This is a genomic window from Glaciibacter sp. 2TAF33, assembly GCF_052114945.1.
GTDB lineage: Bacteria > Actinomycetota > Actinomycetes > Actinomycetales > Microbacteriaceae > Cryobacterium.
Window position 1 is genome coordinate 51,902 of the sequence record NZ_JBFRFS010000013.1, and the last position, 18,090, is coordinate 69,991.

Genomic DNA, 18,090 nt, shown 5'->3' on the forward strand with positions numbered 1-18,090 from the left:
CCTACTTGAAGATGATGGTGCGGGCGCCGTCCAGCAGCACCCGGTTCTCGGCGAACCACTTGACGGCCTGGGTGAGCGTGCGGCTCTCCTCGTCCTGCCCGATCGCCACCAGCTCGCCGGGGGTGCGGGAGTGGTCAACCCGCACCACGTTCTGCTCGATGATCGGCCCCTCGTCCAGGTCGCTGGTGACGAAGTGCGCGGTCGCGCCGATCAGCTTCACCCCGCGGGCGTGCGCCTGCTTGTACGGGTTCGCGCCCTTGAAGCCGGGGAGGAAGGAGTGGTGGATGTTGATGGCGCGACCCTCGAGGGCGGCGCACAGCTCGGGAGAAAGAATCTGCATGTACCGGGCCAGCACCACCAGTTCGATGTCGTGCTCGGCGACCGCCTCGATCACGCGCGCTTCGAACCCGGCCTTGCTGGCGGCATCCGTGATCGGAATCGACTCGAACGGCACGCTGTAGAAGCCGACCAGGTCGCGGAGGGAGCCGTGGTTGCTGAGCACCAGCGGGATCTCGACCGAGAGCTGGCCGGCGTGCTGCCGGAACAACAGGTCGTTCACACAGTGCCCGGCGGTCGACGCCAGGACCAGCGTGCGCAGGGGCCGCCCGACGACGTCGACGACCGCCGTCATGCCGTAGCGGGCGACCACCGGGGCGAGGGCGGACTCCAGCTCCCCGCGGTCCGCGGGCGACTCCACCTGCAGCCGGATGAAGAACCGGCCGGTGTCGTCGCTGGAGAACTGCTGGCTCTCGGTGATGTTGCCCCGCGCCTCCACGATCGCCCCGCTGACCGCGTGCACGATTCCCGGCTGGTCGGGGCAGACGAGCGTGATCACCCAGTGGTGGTGGGCCGGCATGGCGGAACTGTTCATCCGCCCAGATTACCGGCCTCTGGGGCAGCGGATGCCGCTCGGGTAGACTGGGCGGTGGTCGGCGACACGCACGGCCCCGGGCGCGCACGCTGGCGCGCAGTCGATCCGAACATTGCCCCCGCCTGTGCCGGTCGGAGGGCCACCCGGATCCGTTGTCCGTGAGCTTGTGATGTCCAGAACCACCACTCCGTCCGCCCCCACCCAGACCGCGAAATTCCCCTGGATCGGCCTGATCACCCTCTCCGCGGCCGTGTTCCTCTCGGTCACCTCCGAGATGCTGCCGACCGGCCTGCTGCCGGACATGAGCCACACCCTCGGGGTCAGCCAGTCCCAGGTCGGGCTGCTCGTCACCTGGTTCGCCTTCACGGTCGTGCTCACCAGCACGCTGCTCACCCACCTGACCCGCAAGCTGCCTCGGCACGGCCTGATCGTCTGGGTGCTGGTCGCCTTCGCGGTCAGCAACGTGCTCACCGCGATCGCCCCGAACTACGAGTTCGTGGTGGCGTCGCGCATCATCGGCGGGCTCGCGCACGGCTTGTTCTGGGCCGTCGTCGGCGCATACGCCGCGCACCTGGTGCCCAAGGCGCAGATCGGCCGCGCCGTGTCGATCACGATCGCCGGCGGTACGCTCGCCTTCGTCTTCGGGGTGCCCATCGCCACCGCGGCCGGGCACGTGCTCGGCTGGCAGCTCTCCTTCGTCGCCCTGGCCGTACTCATGCTCGTCGGCGCGGTGCTGGTCTGGAAGTTCCTGCCCCCGGTCGACCATTACGGTATCCACGAGAAGGCGACGGATGCCGACGCCACAGCGCTCACCGGCGGCAGGACCCGCCGAGACCCGACCGTGATGGCCGTCGTGCTGATCTGCTCCATCACCGGCCTCATCATGGTGGGCCACTACACCTTCTACACCTACGTGGCGCCGTTCCTGATCGACGGCCTGGGCGTGAACGGCTCGAGTCTGGCCCCGCTGTTGTTCGCCTACGGAATCGCCGGGGCCGTCGGGCTGCTGCTTGCCGGCACCGTGTTCGGTCCGCGTCCCCAGCTGGGCCTCGTGGTCAGCGTGACCGTGTGCGCCATCTCCGTCACCGTGCTCGCGGTCTTCGCCGCCAACCTTCCGGTGGCGATCGGCGCGTTCGTGCTCTGGGGTCTTGCCTTCGGCGCGCTGCCGCCGTTGCTGCAGACCCGGCTGCTGCATGCCGCCTCTGCGCGCATCCGGGACCAGTCCAGCGCCTTCTACACCACCGCGTTCAACTCGGGGATCGGCGGCGGCGCGCTCCTCGGCGCGGTGCTCCTGGACACTGTCGGGCTTCGGGTGGTGCCGTTCGCGTACGTCGGGATCCTGGTCGCGGCCCTGGTGCTCTCGGTCGTCTCCGACCTCGTGATCCGGCGCCGCCTCGCGTCCGCCTGACCTATGCCCCTGTGCCTGGTTCGGCCCCCTGTGCCTGGTTCGGCGAGGAAATGGGGGAGTGGTCAGCTGAGCGCGTAGCCAAGGAGGGCGGAGAAGCGCGCGGCACCCTGCTGCACCAGGTCCACCCAATGCTGCTCGGGGTACTGCTCCCAACGGGCCGCCGGCACCGAGGTGCTGATCGCCGCCACGACGGCGCCCGACGCGTCGCGAACCGGCGCTGCCGCGCAGCGCACGCCGGGGGTCGACTCCTCCCGCTCGAAGGCGACGCCGCCCCGTCGCACGGATTCGAGTTCGCGTTCCAGCTCACTGAGCGTACCGATGCTGTTCTCGGTCATCCGGGGCAGGTGTTCCGGGTCGGGGAACAGCGCCGCGACGGCCTGCGGCGACCGGTAGGCGAGGAGGGTCTTGCCGAGCCCGGTGACGTTCGCCGGGATGCGCTGGCCGATGCTCGACGGCAACCGCAGGTTGTCCCGGCCCTCCACCTTGGCCAGGTAGAAGGCGTCTGCGCCCTCGAGCAGGGCGACGCTCACCGTCTCGCCGGTCTGGTGGGCCATCTCCCTGGCCACGTCGTTGGCGGACTTCAGCATGTCGAACCGGGCGGAATAGGCGTTGCCGAGCTGCAGCAGCCGCACACCGAGCCGGTAGGTGTTCGCCGCCTCATCCTTCTGCAGGTACTCCCGCGCGACCAGGGTGGACAGGAGCTCGTGCACCGAGGTGCGCGGAAAGCCGGTCAGCCGCCCGACGTCGGGGGCGCTCAGCGGCCGGTCGTCGGCCAGGAACAGCTCGAGGATGTCGAGCGTGCGCACAACGGCGGGGGTGAGTCTGGCCATGCCTTATCAATAGCGGGGATTCCGCGGGCATGCAAATGCGGCTCGATTTGACATCCGCCCGACCATAGCGTTCTATATATCGAACGCGTGCCGAAGTTTCGAACGAAGCCCGACACCACAACGCAGTGAAAGGGGCCAGCCATGTCGGAGCCGACACACGCAGCCATCATCGGATCGGGCAACATCGGCACCGACCTCATGATCAAGATGATCCGCGGCGCCGGAATCCTCAAGGTCACCGCGCTGGTCGGGATCGACCCGGACAGCGACGGGCTTCGCCGCGCCGAGAGCATGGGCGTCACCGCCATCTCGACGGGCGTCGACGGCCTCATCGCCAGCCCTGTGTTCGAGACCATCGACATCGTCTTCGACGCCACCTCAGCCGGTGCGCACCGCTACAACGCAACCCAGCTGGAAGCCGCGAAGCCGGGCATCCGCTTGATCGACCTCACTCCCGCCGCCATCGGCCCGTACTGCATCGCCGCCGTGAACCTCGATGAGCACATCGACGCGCCCAACCTCAACATGGTCACCTGCGGCGGCCAGGCCACCGTGCCGATGGTCGCCGCCGTGTCGAGCGTCGCGAAGGTCGCGTACGCCGAAATCGTCGCCTCCATCGCCAGCAAGTCGGCCGGCCCCGGAACGCGGGCGAACATCGATGAGTTCACCGAGACCACCTCGGACGCGATCGAGAAGGTCGGTGGCGCCGAGAAGGGCAAGGCGATCATCGTGCTGAACCCGGCCGAGCCGCCCCTGATGATGCGTGACACCGTGTTCACCCTCTCCGAGGTCGTCGACGAACAGCTGATCCGCGACGCGGTCGCCGAGATGGCCGCCCGCGTGCAGGAATACGTGCCCGGATACCGCCTCAAGCAGGAGGTCCAGTTCGAATACATCGAGGAGCCCGTCATGGTCCCCGGCGTCGGCGAGTTCACCGGCCTGAAAACCAGCATCTTCCTCGAGGTGGAGGGCGCCGCCCACTACCTGCCCGCCTACGCCGGCAACCTCGACATCATGACCTCGGCCGCCATGCGCGCCGCCGAGACGATCGCCCTCCGGGCGCAGGAACTGGAGGTGGCGTAAGCCATGTTCGACCCCACAACAGACAAGCTCTTCATCTCCGACGTCACCCTCCGTGACGGCAGCCACGCGGTCGGCCACCAGTACACCGTGCAGAACGTGCGCGACATCGTCGGCGCCCTCGATGCCGCCGGCGTCGACAGCGTCGAGGTCGCCCACGGCGACGGCCTGGCCGGTTCCAGCGTCAACTACGGTTTCGCGAGGCACTCCGACGTCGAACTGATCGAGGCCGCCGCAGAGGTCGCCGAGAACATCGCGATCGCCACCCTTCTGCTGCCCGGCGTCGGCACCATCCACGACCTGAAGCGCGCCGCATCCGCCGGCGTGAGCTACGTGCGTGTCGCCACCCACTGCACCGAAGCGGATGTCTCGGCCCAGCACATCGAGACCGCGCGCGAGCTCGGCCTGAACACCACCGGCTTCCTCATGATGAGCGCGATGACCACCCCGGTCGAGCTGGCCAAGCAGGCCAAGCTGATGGAGGGTTACGGCGCGCAGTGCGTGTATGTCGTCGATTCCTCCGGCGCCCAGAACATGGGCGACGTCACCGACCGCGTCAACGCGCTCCGCGACGTGCTCGACGCCGGGACCGAGATCGGAATCCACGCCCACCAGAACCTGTCGCTGGCCGTCGCCAACTCGGTGGCAGCCGTGCAGGCGGGCGCGAACCGCGTCGATGCCAGCCTCACCGGCATGGGTGCCGGCGCCGGCAACACGCCGCTGGAGGCGTTCGTCGCCGTGGCGGACAAGATGGGCTGGATCCACGGCACCGACGTCTTCGCCCTCCTGGACGCCGCCGACGACATCGTGCGCCCGCTGCAGGTGCGCCCGGTGCAGGTCGACCGGGAGACCCTCGGCCTCGGCTTCGCCGGCGTCTATTCTTCGTTCCTGCTGCACGCCGAGCGCGCCTCCGCCCGCTACGGCATCCCCACCATCGAGATCCTGATGGAGCTGGGGCGCCGCAAGATGGTTGGCGGCCAGGAAGACATGATCGTCGACGTGGCGCTCGACCTGCTCAAGCAGAGGGCAGCCTGAATTTGTCGTACGGCTCGTCACCGCTCCGCGCCGGTCGGGCGGAGCAGACCCTGCGCGATGCCATCGCCCAGGGTGCGGTCTTCGGTACCTTCCAACTCATCGGGCACCCGGCGGTGACCGAGATCCTCGCGGTGGCCGGCGCAGAGGTCGTCGTCGCTGATGCCGAGCACGGCGCCTTCGGCATCGAAACCCTGGAACAGCTGGTGCGTGCCGGTGACGTGCGCGGCGCATCCGTCGTCATTCGGGTGCTCGGCCCGGACGCGCACCTGGGCTCCGCCCTCGACACCGGTGCCGCCGGCATCGTGGTGCCGCGCGTGGAAAGCGCCGATGAGGCCCGCACGGTCGTCCGCGGTACCCGTTTCCCACCGCTCGGCGCACGGGGCCTCGGGGCCGGCCGCGCGACCGTGTACGGCCTTGACCTGGCCGGCCACCGCGCCATCGCCAACGATGACCTGCTCGTGGTCGCCATGGTCGAAACCATGGCCGGCCTGGCCGCCGTCGACGAGATCGTGGCGGTCGACGGCATCGACGTGATCCTGGTCGGACCGGCCGACCTCGCCTCCAGCCTCGGCGTGCCGTTCGGCAGCGATGAACACGCTGCAGCGATCACCCGAATCATCGATGCGGCACGCTCGGCCGGCCGGCAGGTCGGCATCCACTGTGCCGACGTCGCCGAGGCGGCCGCGTACCGTTCACGCGGAGTGCGCCTGCTGCTGATCGGCACTGACGCGTCGTTCCTCGCCGCCGCGGCCTCGGCCAATTTTCTTCCCGCATTACCCTTCACAGATGAGAGGCCGAACCCGTGACGGCAACAATGGACACCCCAACCCCGGTCGATAAGGCCGCCCTGATCGACGGGCCGACTCGGCGCCGCGCGCTCGTCGGCAGCGCCGTGGGCAGCGCCGTCGAGTGGTACGACTACTTTCTCTACGGCACCATGTCGGCCCTGGTCTTCGGGCCGCTGTTCTTCCCGTCGGATGACGCCGTCTCCAGCCAGATGCTCTCGCTCGCGTCGTTTGCGCTGGCGTTCCTGATCCGGCCCATCGGCGGCGTGATCTTCAGCCACATCGGCGACCGGATCGGTCGCAAGCGCACCCTCGTGATCACCCTGTCGATGATGGGTATCGCGACGGTCGCGATCGGACTGATGCCGACGTATGCCCAGATCGGCATCTGGGCGCCGATCCTCCTCACCGTGCTGCGCCTGCTGCAGGGCCTCGCCCTCGGGGGCGAATGGGGCGGCGGCCTGCTGATGGCCGTCGAGTACGCGCCGAAGAACAAGCGTGGCCTCTACGGCGCCGTGCCGCAGACCGGTGCGCTGTTCGGGCTGGCCATCGGAAACCTGGCGGCATCCGCCGCCTCCGGGCTGTTCAACGAGGCCGACTTCCTCGCCTTCGGATGGCGGATCCCCTTCATCTTCTCGATCGTGCTGGTGGCCGTCGGTCTCTGGATCCGCAACAAGGTTGCCGAGACGCCGTCGTTCACGAAGGTCGTGGAGTCGAACACCACGGCCAAGGTGCCGCTGTTCACCACCCTCCGCCACCACTGGCGGGCGGTGCTGATCACGATCGGCGCGAAGTTCATCGAGACGTCGACGTTCTTCATCTTCGCCACCTTCACCGTGTCCTACGCCGTCGGCCTCGGCTACGCGCGGAACGAGGCCCTGAACGCCGTGCTGATCGCGGCCGTCGTCGCCATCCCGGTGATGCTGGCGGTCGGCGCCATCTCGGACCGGGTCGGCCGCAAGAAGATGTTCATCACCGGCGCGATCCTGGTCATGATCTACATCGTCCCGTACTTTTGGCTGATCAACGAGGGCTCATTCCTGCTGCTCGCCGTCGCGGTGACTGTCGGCTTCGGCGTGATCTGGTCGATGTACGGGGCGGTGCTCGGCACCTTCTTCGCCGAGAGCTACAGCGCCGACGTGCGGTACACCGGCGTCTCGCTCGGCTACCAGATCGGCGCCGCCCTGGTCGGCGGGCCGGCTCCCCTGATCGCGACCGCCCTGTTGGCCGGCTTCAACCAGAGTTTCATCCCGGTCGGGCTGTTCGTGATCGCCTGCGGCATTGTGTCGCTGGTGGCCGTCGCCTTCTCGAAGGACCGCTCGGGCCAGCCGCTCGACTAGTCCCGGTTCCGCAGAGCCGATTCGGCCTGGGCGGCAGTTGCGCCGCTATGCGGCAGGCACGCCACCCGCCTAGCGGCGTAAGTGCCGCATACCGCCGCGGCGCGCCGCGCGGACGCGCGACAGGAGCGCTCAGGCGAGACGGATACCGGCGGCGAAGACCGCCTCGACCTGCAGCTCCCGGCTGAGCAGCACGGCGTCGGCCGCGAACCCGGCGGCCAGGCGCCCCAGGTCGGCGCCCCGGCCGATCGCTCTCGCCGGGGTCTCGGTGAGTGCCGTGACCGCATCCGCCATCGGCACTCCCACCTCGGTGACCGCTCGGCGAAGCGCGGAATCGAGTGTCAGGGTGGAGCCGGCGATCGATCCGCCGTCGGTCAGCCGGGCGACCCCGTCGGTGACGGTCACGGCGAGCGTTCCGAGCAGGTAGGCGCCGTCGGCGGATCCGGTGGCGGCCATGGCGTCGCTCACCAGTGCGACCCGGCCGGGCGCGCCGGCGAACGCCAGCCGGACCACCTCGGGGTGCACGTGTACGCCGTCGTTGATGACCTCGAGCGTGACGCCGGCGGAATGCGTCGCCGCCGCGACCGGCCCGGGGGCACGATGGTGGATTCCGCGCATGCCGTTGAAGGCATGCGTCAGGATTGTGGCGCCGCGGTCGAACGCGGCGCGGGCGGTGTCATAATCGGCGGCGCTGTGGCCGACCGCGACGGCCACCCCCGCGGCGACCAGGGCGTCGATCGCGGCGTCGGCGCCGGGCAGCTCAGGAGCCAGTGTGACCTGGCGGATGCGTCCCCTCCCTGCCGCGAGCAGCGCCGCGATCGACGCCGGGTCCGGGGAGCGCAGCAGCGCCGGGTCGTGCGCCCCGCGGAAGGTGTCGTCGAGGAACGGCCCCTCCAAATGCGCGCCGAGCACCAGCGGATTGCCATCGGCCGCGTCGGCGATCGCGGCGACGCGGGCTTCGAGGTCGGCCTGGCTCGCCGTGACCAGGGACAGCACCAGGCGAGTGGTGCCGTGCGCGTGGTGCACCGCCAGCGCGGTTGCGATGGCCGCCGCATCGTCTGCGCCGTCGTCGAACGCGGCGCCGCCGGCCCCGTGGCAGTGGATGTCGATGAAACCGGGGGTCAGCCAGCTGCCGCCGGCGTCGATCACCTCGACCGCCCCGCCGCCGCTGGCGGACGCCGCGGCATCCGTCGCCCACGCTCGCCAGCCGCCCCCGGTGCCGACGCCGGCGACGGTTCCGCCGTCGAACCCGACCCAGGCGCCGTCGGCGACGGTGCCCCCGGTGACCAGGCGGGCCGAATGGATCACAGTGCGGGGAGTGCTCATGCGACGATCACCTCGATGCCGTTGTCGTTGAACGCGGCCAGCTGCTCCGGCGTGATGCCGGAATCGGTGATCAGCGTGCCGAACAGTTTCGCGTCGCCCATGGTGGCGAAGGCGTTCATGCCGATCTTGCTGGAGTCGGCCACGATGATCGCCCGCGTCGCGCGGCGGGCCATCAGCGAGTTGACTGCCGCCTCCCGTTCGTCGTGCACCGTCGCCCCGACCACCGGGTCGATGCCGTTGACCCCGATGAAGGCGATGTCCATGGTGATCTTCCCGAGCACCACATCGCTGTACGGGCCGACCAGCTCATAGGAGCGGGAATGCACGACACCACCGGTGACCACCGTCTTGATCTGCGGACGCATCGCGAGCTGCGCCGCGATGTTGATGGCGTTGGTGACCACGGTCAGCGAGGAATGCGGGGAGGCCGCCATGATGTCGGCGCGGCTGCCGAGCACAGTGGCGATTGCGGTGCTGGTGGTGCCGCCGCACAGCCCGATCACCGCACCCCTGTCCACCAGTGCGCTCGCGGCTTCGGCGATCCGCCGCTTCTGCTGCGCGTGCTTCTCCCGCTTGTACCGGATCGGCAGGTCGTAGGCGACGGACTGGCCGATCGCTCCGCCGCGGGTGCGGGTGAGCAATTGCTGGCTGGCCAGGGTGTCGAGGTCGCGCCGTGCGGTGGCCGCCGACACGTTGAGCTTCACGATGATGTCCTCGACCTCGAGCTGGCCGGTGTCGGCGAGCAGGTCGAGTACGGCGCCCAGCCGTTCGGCGCGATTCATGCTGACTCCCCGGTGCCCGGTTCGAGTGCGAACACCGCCAGCAGCCGGGCTGCTTCGGCGGTGACGGCGTCACGGCCGGCCGCGACGTATTTCCGCGAGTCGACCACGTGCGGGTGCGCGCCCAGGTACCGTCCGATCGCGGCGGTGAAAAAGCCGTTCAGGTGGGTCGACACGTTGATCTTGGTCATGCCGGCCCGGATCGCGTGCACCAGCTGCGCGTCGTCGACGCCGGACGAGCCGTGCAGCACCAGCGGCACGGCGACCGCGGCGTGCAGGCGGGTGATGAGGTCGAGGTCGAGCGCCGCGACCCGGTTGGTCATCGCATGCGATGATCCGACGGCGACGGCGAGCGCGTCGACGCCGGTCGCCGCCACGAACATGGCGGCCTCCCGCGGGTCGGTGCGGACCCCGGGCGCGTGCGCACCGTCCTTGCCGCCGACGACGCCGAGTTCCGCTTCCACGTAGACGCCGGCCGCGTGGGCATGGGCGGTGATCCCGGCGGTGGCTGTGACGTTCTCGCTCCACGGGAGGCTGGCGCCGTCGAACATCACCGACCCGAAGCCGAGATCGACCGCCTCACGCACCAGCTGCGCATCTTCGGCGTGGTCGAGGTGCAGTGCCACCGGAACGGATGCCCGGCGCGCGAGAGCGAGACTGGCCAGTGCGATCGGTTCCAGCCCGCCGTGGTAGGTCGCACAGTTCTGGGAGATCTGCAGGATCACCGGCAGCCCCGCCCGCTCGGCGGCGGTCACCAGCGCCTCCGCGGTCTCCAGGTGGATGACGTTGAAGGCGCCGATGCCGGTGCCGGCCGCCGCGGCGGCGTGCATCAGTTCGCGAGTCGGGGCGAGGGTCATTGATCGTCTCCGTTGAATGCGGTGTCGAGGAGGTAGTCGACGGCGACGTCGGCGGCGAGTGACTCGTGGTCGGGGGAGATTTCCCCGGCTAGCGGCATCAGCACCGCGGCCGCAGACCAGGCGGTCGCGAGGCGGAGGATCGCCGTCGGGTCGGCCAACGCGTCGGCCACCGTATTCGCCCGGGTGCGAGCGGCCTGGGACGCGCCGGTGAGGGCGGCGGCCGCGGCCGCCACGGCGGCGTCGCCGGCGCCGGTGGGATTGCCGCGGAGCGCCCGGGGGAGGCGCGCCCGCCAGATGCCGTGGGGGGCCGCGGACGACACCGCCAGCATCCCGGCGGGGCCGAGGGAGACCAGCACCAGGCCGGCGCCGAGGGCAAGCAGACGGCGGGCCGACCGCACCGGATCGGCGTCGCCGGTCGCCTCGGCGAGTTCCCGCTGGTTGGGTTTCACCACCGTCGCTCCCGCTTCCGCAGCCGCCAGCAGCGCGTCGCCCGAGGTGTCGATCACGCTCGGCAGTCCGGTGGCGCGGGCGAGCGACACCAACCCGGCAAAGAATCGGGGATCCGCACCCGCCGGGAGACTGCCGGAGCCGACGAGGCACTCTGCTGCGCCCAGCGCGGGAGTGATCGCATCCGTCAGATGCTGCCACTCGGCCGGGGTGTGGTCCTGGCCCCGCTCATTGAAATTGGTCGTCCGCTCGCCCGTGCCGGTGCGGCCGTCGTCCCGCTCCTCGCCTGCCCGCTCGCGCCCGTGTTCGGCCCCGTGCTCGACGAAAGCGATGGTGCGGCGGGTGGTTCCGGAGACCCGGACCAGGTGATGGGGCACGCCGCTGGCGGCCAGCTCGGCGGCGAACTCGTCGCCGGGCAGTCCGCCGACTGCGGTGACGGCGAGCACGGGGCGTCCGGTCTGGTGCAGGACGCGGGCGACGTTCAGTCCTTTCCCCCCGGCGCGCATGATCGCGGTCGGCACCCGGTGGGACTCGCCGAGGTCGATCTCGGGCAGCGCGTAGGTGAGGTCGAGCGCCGGGTTCGGTGTGACGGTGATGATCACGACGACGCCACGGGCTGGGGAGAGAGGTCACGGGCGATCAGGGCGGCGCCGATGAGGCCGGCGTTCTCGCCGATCTCGGCCGGCAGCAGAACGGGGCGGCGGTGGAAGCTGAGCAGCGCCTCGACGCGTTGGCGGAGCGGCTCGAACAGGGCGTCCCCGGCCTGGGCCAGTCCACCGCCGATGACGACGGCCTGCGGCGCGAGGACGGCCGCCAGCTGGGCGATGCCCAGCGCTAGGGTATCCAGCGCGCCGTCCCACACCCCGCGCGCCGCGGGGTCGCCGGCCTCGGCGCGCTCCCGCACATCGCGGGCGCCGTGCGGGCGGATGCCCGTGAGTTCCTGGTAGCGCCGGGTGATCGCTCCCGCAGAGGCAACGGTTTCCAGGCAGCCGCGCGCTCCGCAGCTGCACGGCAGGCCGGCCGGGTCGATCACGGAATGCCCGATCTCGCCCGCGTAGCCGCCGGCCACGTGGGCGCGGCCGTTGAGGAAGATGGCACTGGCGATCCCGGTGCCGACCACGATCACCACCACATCCTGGTAGGGCCGCGCCGCGCCGAGCCGATACTCGGCCTGGCCGGCCCCGCGCACGTCATGGGAGAACGCCACCGGGAGGCCGAGCCGGTCGGCGGCGAGTCGGCGGAACGGCGCGTCGGCCCAGTCCAGGTTCGCGGCCTGGATCGCCACCCCGCGCTCGTCGTCGACGAGACCGGGAACGACGAGGCCGGCGGCCAGCGGGACTACCAGGGGGAAGCGCCCCGCCAGGTCGCTCGCCAGTTCCCCCAGCCGCGCGATGACGGCGGTTGCCGTGTCGGGGCCCCGATGCGCCGTGGGCGTGCGGCTGAGGCCCAGCACGGCACCGGCGCCATCGAACAACGCCGCCTTGGTGTCAGTTCCGCCCACGTCGAAGGCCAGCACGGCAGCGCCGCTGCCGATCGTGGGAGTGGGGCTCGCCGGTGGGGTCACGGTTCGAGGACGACAGATCGGGTCAGGTTCCGCGGCAGGTCGGGGTTCAGCCCCCTGGCCCTGGCGCGCAGAAGCGCGAGCTTCTGCGCCTGCACCAGCTGGGCGAGGGGGTCGAGCCCGCTCGCCACGAACCGGGCACCGGTCGCGCGGACGTCGGCGTCGAGGCCGGTCGGTGGTGCGCCGAACATCCAGGCCACCCGCCCGGGCGCTGCGATGCTGATCGGCCCGTGCCGGTACTCCATGGCCGGGTAGGACTCGGTCCATGCCTGCGCTGCCTCGCGCATCTTGAGGGCCGCCTCATGGGCGAGGCCCACCGTCCAGCCCCGGCCGAGGAAGCTGTACTGTTCAGCCTCCACCAGTTCGGGGTCGAGGTCGGCGCCGACGACCCGTTCCGCGTCGCTGATCGCCGCGGTGAGGTCTTCGCCGAGGGAGGCGCGGAAGAAGGCGAGGGCGGTGGTGGCGAACCGCGTCTGCACGACCGACTTCTCGTCGGCGAACGGCAGGGCGACCAGGTCGTCGACCTGGTCGACGAAGGGGGAGGACTCGTCGCCGACCACCCCGATGATGTGGGTGCTGCCGCGGTTCGCCGCGACAAGTTCCAACACCTCGGTGGTGGTGCCAGACCGGGTGAGGGCGACGATGTCGTCGTAGCCACGGTTCACAAAGGCCTCGGATGCTGCGTACGCGTCGGTTTCACCGTGCCCGGAACTCTCCCGCAGCGCTGCATAGGCCTGGGCCATGAACCAGGACGTGCCGCAGCCGACCACCGCGACCCGGCGCCCGGACGCGGGAAGAAGCGCCCGCTCCGCTTCCAGGCCGAAGGCACGAGCCCAGGTCTCGGGCTGGGAGGCAAGTTCCGCGGCCATCAGGGATCCCAGTGGGGCGGTGTTTCCGGCGGAAAGGTCTGGCATGAGCGAGCTTCCTCTGATTGGTTGTGATCGTTACAGCTGCCAAAGGCTCATGTTAGTTCATTTCGAACTGGTAATGGGGCGGCACGTCCTCCCCGGGGCAGACTTCCTGCCAGAGGGCAGAGATCGAGTTCTCGCCCTCCCGCAGGTCGGCGACCTCCACCCCCGCGCGGAGGATCAGAGCGGCCTCGCCGCTCCGGCCGCTGCGGGCCAGCGCGACCGCGGTGAGAAAACGCACCCGCCCTCCCTGCGACAGTGCATCGTCGGCGCGACCGACCAGGCGAAGGGCGACCTCGGGCATCCCGAAGCGAAGCGCGTGCGTTGCCGCCTCGACGAGCAGCGATCCGTTGGCCGGCTCCGCCGCACAGGACTGCTCGTACCGGGCGATCCCGTCCGCGATCGCCGCGCTGTCTCCAACCGCGGTCAAGGCGAGGAGGGCCAGGCCGCGGTGCGCCTGCGCGATCAGGGCCGGGTTCGTGGACTGCTCGGCCTGGCGCAGGGTCTCCCGGTACAGGCGTGCGGCGTCCTCCAGCTCGCCCCTGGCGTGCGTCATCACGGCGCGATGCAGCGTCGCGTGCGGCTCACGGCCCTCAGCCTGAAGGAGCGCCTCCCAGTCTGCGCCGGCGACGAAGGACGCAGCCCCGGCAAACCCGGCGCCGTTCAGGAGCTGCCGCCACGGGTGCTGGTCGGCCGCCACCGATTCGGCCGCAAACGGGGTGCCGGTCTCGTCGACCCACGCCCGGCCGCCCCGTCGTCGGCGTTCCGACTCCAGTGCGCCCCAGCCGCTGCCCACAACGAGCGGGGGCCCGGGCGGCAGATCCGCCCGTGACAGCGCGGCTGACAGGGTTGCATCCATCGCGGGGGCGCCGATGAGGTCATCGACTCGCGCCTGCCCGTGCTCGACCGCTTCGGTCCAACTCCCGCCGTGCGCGACGAGCGGATCGACGCGCGCATTGCCGTATGCCTCCAGCCATGTCCACTCGGCGCCGGCCGGCATGGGCTGGTGCTGGAACTGGGTCACCGCCAGTCCCGCCTGGATCTCCGCGTACGGCCCCGCCTCCGGGCTGAGCCACTCCTGCCAGCGTCGACCGCCGCTGCCCTCGCCCCAGACGAACAGCTTCCGGCCCCGCAGCCGGTCCGTCGACAGCATGGCCAACCCATCGCCGTCGTGGTCGGCGGCGAGGATCCACCGCCGCCGCTGCACCGGCAGGTCGAAGAAGAAGTCCCTCGCCCGCGGGCTGTTCGTCGGCCAGGTGCAGTCGACGCCGCCGTCATCGGTGGGGTCAACCCGCTCGATCCCGTCGGTGTAGTCGCTGGCGAACGCGGATCCAGCCGGTGCGATCACCCGGCTGCGGGCATCCTGGGGCACTGCGCCGTTGGTCCACCAGTACATCGGAACCTCGTGGTCGTTCGGGTTCCTGATCCTGACCATCGCGAACAGCACCGGCGAATCCGGCGGCAGCCACACATCGATCTGGAACACCACTTCGCGGAGGCGTTCGAACTCCCACATCCTCAGCACGTCGCATCCGTCGTCTGTTCGCACGATGGCGGTGTGGAGGGGGTCGCACGTGGTGGGCGAGTGGCCCCGCGTTCCGATGTTCCACTCGATCCCGCCGGCGAACCAGGCGTTGCGGAGCGCCAGGTTCGCGAACTGGATGACCGACTGGGTGTGCAGGAGCTGCTTGCCGGCGGTCTTGTCGTAGAGTTCCCACAGCCGCCCGCCCAGTTCGGGCAGGAAGACGGCGCGAAGCCGTTCATTCTCCAGCACGACGATCGTGAGGTCCCGGTCGGCCCGGCTGCGGCCATAACCGTCCTGGGCGCGGTACGGAAACAGGTTGGCCGGGTTTCCGTACCGCGAACCGTCGATGATCTCCCGCGGCATGGCGCCAGAGATCCGATACGGCGTCTCCGGTGGTGCGCCCACCAGGGGCAGCGGATTCTCGGGGCCGAGGTGCGCCATGGAGAAACGTCGGCGTGACACGCGCACGGTCGACCCGCCGTTCGCCGCGCCGGTCATCGCTCGCCCGCAAGGTTCGATCGCGCCGCATCCCGGAGCGCGCCGACATCATCGGTGAGCCGTCGGAACACCTCATCGTCACAACGGATGCCGCTGCGCCGGAGTCCGAGGACCGCTGCGCCGACGACCCCGTCCGGGACGGCGACCGCTGAACGGTTGCCGGGGAGGCCCGCGGAGAGCAGTCCGCTGTTCGCGACGCTGCCGCCGAGCACCAGCGGCCCGTCCACGCCGGGGCTCCTGACCGACGCCAGCGTGGCGGACAATTCTGACGCGGCGTCGGCCAGGATTCCGCGCGCGACGTCGTCGTCGTGGGCCTGGAAGGCGAGCGGGGCAAAACGGGAAAGCTCGACCGGGCGGAGCGCGTACAGTGCGTCGACGAGCTGCGCCAGGAGGACCGGCCGCTCCCCGCGCTGAGTCGGCGCCGGCTCCAGGTCGAGCGCCGCAACCAGCAACCCGGTGAGCGCGGTCTGCGGTGCGCGACCGTCGAGGAAGCCGACGACCGCGCTGGCCACGCGATGGCCGATCCAGTAGCCGGAGCCCGCGTCGCCGAGCAGCCAGCCCAGTCCGTCTGCCACGGCCGCGATCCGGCCGTCCTCGATCCGGGCGGCGCCGGCGCCGGTTCCCGCGACCACGACATAACCCTCACTTAGCAGGGTTCCTGAGCAGAAGGTCGCCAGGAGGTCTGACACCACCTCCACCGGCCCGAGCAGGCCGAGCGGTGCGAGCCTCGCCCTGATCTGTTCGATCGGGGCGCGGGTTCCCGCGCCGGCCATCGCGATCGTCGCGGAGGAGAAGTCGCCCGCGACCGCGCCCGCTGTCACGAGTGCGCGTTCGGTGGCAGAGACCAACGCGGCTATCGCGGCGGCGGATCCGCCTGAAGTCGGGTTGCCGCTGGTCGCGAATCCGAGGCCGCGGCAGTGCCCGGACGGCTCGATGATGACCGCCCGCGTCGTGGTGCCGCCCGCATCGATTGCCAGGAGTCCGGACATCGTTACCATTTCGTGTTCACAGCGATGTGAAGACACTGTAACGTAAGAATCGTTTTCACAGACACTCCAATGAAGGAGAAACGGATTCCCGTGACTACCACCGCGGCGCGAACCTCTCACCGAGAGCCGGCCACCGGTGTGATCAACCGGATCCAGGCCCGCGTCCCCGAAATGTCGGGAACGATGCGGAAGATCGCGACCTTCCTGCTCGAGCACCCGCAGGCGCCGCTTGAGGGTTCGATCGGCGACCTGGCCAAGGCGTCAGGCACGTCTGCGGCAACCGTCACCCGGTTCTGCCGGTTGATCGGATACTCCGGTTACGCGTCATTCCGGGTCAGCATCGCCACCGAGGCGGGTCGCACGTCAGCCAGGGAGACCTGGACGACAGACATCGGGCGAGCCTTCGGCCCCGACGACCCGGCGCCCGAGGTGCTGAGCACGTTGATGAACGCCCACATCCGTTCCCTCCAGGAAACCGCCTCGGTCATGGACCTTCCGCTCATGAAAGAGATCTCGCGGCGCATCGCGCACTGCACCCACGTCGATATCTACGGTGTGGGCGGCAGCGCCGTCCTGGCGGGCGAGTTGCAGGCACGTCTCTACCGGATCGGCATCAACTCCCACCACTGGTCAGAAGTGCACTCCGGACTGACCAGTGCGGCCATCCAGAACGCAGACTGTGTGGCCATCGGCATCTCGAACACCGGGCGCACCAAGGAGACCGTGCAGATGCTCCGCCAGGCGCAGCGGGCCGGGGCGCTCACGGTGGCCATCAGCAACAACCCCACGTCCGCCCTCGTTGAGACCGCGGACCTCCAGATCATCACCTCGGTATACGAACGATTCCTGCAACCGGACGACCTGTCGGCCAAGCACGTGCAATTGATGGTGCTCGACCTGCTCTACCTGCTGATCGCGCAGGAGGACTTCGAGAGGACGACGACGAACCTGGCGACGTCCGCGTTGGCGGTGTCCGCACACCGGCAGCCCAACCGCTCGCCGCGCACGTCAGCCGAACGGTCAGGGGCGGGGCCGGGCACGAGGCGGAAAAAGGAGACCCGATGACGAATATCCCATCCGCGTCGGGCCTGGCGCAGCAATATGCGAACGAGGTCACGTCCCGGATCGAGGCGCTGACCGCGCAGGCGCGGTCGGGCGCCCTCGACGGCGCCGTCGACCTGCTGGTGGCGGCCATCGAACGCGGTGGCGTGATCCAGGCGTTCGGAACCGGCCATTCCGAAGCCTTCGCGATGGAGATCGCCGGGCGCGCCGGCGGGCTGATCCCGACGAACAAGATCGCGTTGCGCGACGTGGTGCTGCGCGGGAGCCTCGGCGTGGACTCGCTCGGCGGCTCGGCGCTCGAGCGGGACGGGGCCGTCGTCGACGAGCTCTTCAGCATCTCACCGGTCGGGCCGGAGGACGTGTTCATCATCGCCTCGAACTCCGGCGTCAACGGTACGATCGTCGGCCTCGCGCTCCTGGCGCAGGAGCGCGGTCACAGCGTGATCGCCGTGACCAGCCTGCAGCACACCAAGCAGGTCGAACCCAAACATCCCAGTGGCAAGCGCCTGAGCGAGGTGGCCGACGTCGTCATCGACAATGGGGCGCCCTTCGGCGATGTCACTGTCGAGCTTCCGGGCGGCATCAGTGTCGGCGCGGTGTCATCGATCACCTCTGCGTTCATCGCGCAACTACTGACGATCGAAACCTCGCGGCGCATCGCAGACTCCGGAAGGACACCGCCGCTCTACATCTCAGCGAACATTCCCGGCGGGGATGAACACAACCGCTCACTCGAGGATCTGTACCGGAACAAGATCAGGCGCGATGCCTGATGCCAACCAATCATGGAGG

Annotated in this window: 17 protein-coding genes; 7 read left to right on the top strand and 10 right to left on the bottom strand. The window is 70.0% G+C overall.

The window, feature by feature from the left end; genetic code table 11:
• Position 1: 1 nt before the first annotated feature.
• Entirely contained in the window at positions 2-871 is an 870-nt protein-coding gene (gene purU / locus AB4Y94_RS14455) for a formyltetrahydrofolate deformylase (protein WP_441728584.1), read from the bottom strand.
• Positions 872-1,040: 169 nt separating this feature from the next.
• Here purU and AB4Y94_RS14460 point away from each other — a divergent pair, with 169 nt between their 5' ends.
• On the top strand, positions 1,041-2,279 hold the full coding sequence (locus tag AB4Y94_RS14460; RefSeq protein WP_441728586.1) for an MFS transporter: 1,239 nt from the start codon (positions 1,041-1,043) through the stop codon (positions 2,277-2,279).
• Between the two features lie 62 nt (positions 2,280-2,341).
• Here AB4Y94_RS14460 and AB4Y94_RS14465 read toward each other — a convergent pair whose 3' ends face one another.
• A complete protein-coding gene (locus tag AB4Y94_RS14465; RefSeq protein ID WP_441728587.1) occupies positions 2,342-3,109 on the bottom strand; it encodes an IclR family transcriptional regulator in 768 nt (255 codons plus the stop codon).
• 141 nt (positions 3,110-3,250) lie between these two features.
• Here AB4Y94_RS14465 and AB4Y94_RS14470 point away from each other — a divergent pair, with 141 nt between their 5' ends.
• Genes AB4Y94_RS14470 through AB4Y94_RS14485 form a run of 4 tightly spaced genes read left to right on the top strand, consistent with a single transcriptional unit; the run spans position 3,251 to position 7,349 of the window.
• Positions 3,251-4,192 (top strand): acetaldehyde dehydrogenase (acetylating), encoded by a 942-nt coding sequence (locus tag AB4Y94_RS14470; protein WP_441728588.1) that lies wholly within the window; start codon positions 3,251-3,253, stop codon positions 4,190-4,192.
• A 3-nt stretch (positions 4,193-4,195) separates the two neighbouring features.
• A complete protein-coding gene (gene dmpG / locus AB4Y94_RS14475; protein WP_441728590.1) occupies positions 4,196-5,224 on the top strand; it encodes a 4-hydroxy-2-oxovalerate aldolase in 1,029 nt (342 codons plus the stop codon).
• A 2-nt stretch (positions 5,225-5,226) separates the two neighbouring features.
• Positions 5,227-6,030 (top strand): HpcH/HpaI aldolase family protein, encoded by an 804-nt coding sequence (locus AB4Y94_RS14480; protein ID WP_441728592.1) that lies wholly within the window; start codon positions 5,227-5,229, stop codon positions 6,028-6,030.
• Between the two features lie 8 nt (positions 6,031-6,038).
• The gene (locus tag AB4Y94_RS14485) at positions 6,039-7,349 is read left to right on the top strand and encodes an MFS transporter (protein ID WP_441728593.1); all 1,311 of its coding nucleotides are present in this window, start codon (positions 6,039-6,041) and stop codon (positions 7,347-7,349) included.
• A gap of 129 nt (positions 7,350-7,478) precedes the next feature.
• Here the strand turns inward: AB4Y94_RS14485 and nagA are convergent, their stop codons facing one another.
• From nagA to AB4Y94_RS14525, 8 genes are read right to left on the bottom strand one after another with little or no spacing between them, the layout of a single operon-like run.
• Positions 7,479-8,672 (bottom strand): N-acetylglucosamine-6-phosphate deacetylase, encoded by a 1,194-nt coding sequence (gene nagA / locus AB4Y94_RS14490; protein WP_441728594.1) that lies wholly within the window; start codon positions 8,670-8,672, stop codon positions 7,479-7,481.
• Positions 8,669-9,454, bottom strand: a complete 786-nt coding sequence (locus tag AB4Y94_RS14495) for a DeoR/GlpR family DNA-binding transcription regulator (protein ID WP_441728596.1) — start codon at positions 9,452-9,454, stop codon at positions 8,669-8,671. Before AB4Y94_RS14495 ends, nagA begins: the two co-directional genes overlap by 4 nt.
• Positions 9,451-10,308, bottom strand: coding sequence for a class II fructose-bisphosphate aldolase (locus tag AB4Y94_RS14500; RefSeq protein ID WP_441728597.1), 858 nt, complete (start codon positions 10,306-10,308; stop codon positions 9,451-9,453). Before AB4Y94_RS14500 ends, AB4Y94_RS14495 begins: the two co-directional genes overlap by 4 nt.
• A complete protein-coding gene (locus tag AB4Y94_RS14505; RefSeq protein ID WP_441728599.1) occupies positions 10,305-11,357 on the bottom strand; it encodes a 1-phosphofructokinase family hexose kinase in 1,053 nt (350 codons plus the stop codon). Before AB4Y94_RS14505 ends, AB4Y94_RS14500 begins: the two co-directional genes overlap by 4 nt.
• Positions 11,354-12,319 (bottom strand): ROK family protein, encoded by a 966-nt coding sequence (locus AB4Y94_RS14510; protein ID WP_441728601.1) that lies wholly within the window; start codon positions 12,317-12,319, stop codon positions 11,354-11,356. Before AB4Y94_RS14510 ends, AB4Y94_RS14505 begins: the two co-directional genes overlap by 4 nt.
• Positions 12,316-13,230, bottom strand: a complete 915-nt coding sequence (locus tag AB4Y94_RS14515) for an SIS domain-containing protein (RefSeq protein ID WP_441728602.1) — start codon at positions 13,228-13,230, stop codon at positions 12,316-12,318. The genes AB4Y94_RS14510 and AB4Y94_RS14515 overlap by 4 nt, the downstream gene beginning before the upstream one ends.
• Positions 13,231-13,282: 52 nt before the next feature.
• Complete coding sequence (locus AB4Y94_RS14520) at positions 13,283-15,211, bottom strand: DUF5107 domain-containing protein (RefSeq protein WP_441728603.1); 1,929 nt, start codon at positions 15,209-15,211, stop codon at positions 13,283-13,285.
• Between the two features lie 32 nt (positions 15,212-15,243).
• Complete coding sequence (locus AB4Y94_RS14525; protein WP_441728604.1) at positions 15,244-16,236, bottom strand: N-acetylglucosamine kinase; 993 nt, start codon at positions 16,234-16,236, stop codon at positions 15,244-15,246.
• 90 nt (positions 16,237-16,326) lie between these two features.
• On the opposite strand from AB4Y94_RS14525, the gene AB4Y94_RS14530 reads away from it, so the two are divergent.
• Entirely contained in the window at positions 16,327-17,301 is a 975-nt protein-coding gene (locus tag AB4Y94_RS14530; protein ID WP_441728606.1) for a MurR/RpiR family transcriptional regulator, read from the top strand.
• Entirely contained in the window at positions 17,298-18,071 is a 774-nt protein-coding gene (locus tag AB4Y94_RS14535) for a sugar isomerase domain-containing protein (protein WP_441728607.1), read from the top strand. The genes AB4Y94_RS14530 and AB4Y94_RS14535 overlap by 4 nt, the downstream gene beginning before the upstream one ends.
• Positions 18,072-18,090: the final 19 nt, after the last annotated feature.